Genomic DNA, 235 nt, shown 5'->3' with positions numbered 1-235 from the left:
TTGGGTTTAGATTGATGAAGCTATCAATCCCCAGTTGATGGTGTTGGTTTTTATACCATGCTTTCCCATATTCTGGGTTCTTTTTCCAAATTGGCTTTCCTTTTTTAATTAGTTCATCCATTTTAAGGTCGATGTAATGTAAATATACATTCGCCAACAAGGAAGAAATGATTCCTCCTTGAGGAGAACCGGATAAGGATTCGTATTTGACCCCATCTTTCCTGAAGCCAGCTTT

The 235-nt window shown here is 37.9% G+C and carries 1 pseudogene; it reads right to left on the bottom strand.

Annotated elements, in window-relative coordinates:
* A pseudogene (locus tag OL66_RS04420) lies at positions 1 to 235 on the bottom strand (group II intron reverse transcriptase/maturase); the annotation flags it as partial.

Source organism: Chrysanthemum yellows phytoplasma (assembly GCF_000803325.1).
Classification (GTDB): Bacteria; Bacillota_I; Bacilli_A; order Acholeplasmatales; family Acholeplasmataceae; genus Phytoplasma; species Phytoplasma asteris.
This window is presented reverse-complemented; position numbering and strand designations above follow the sequence as displayed.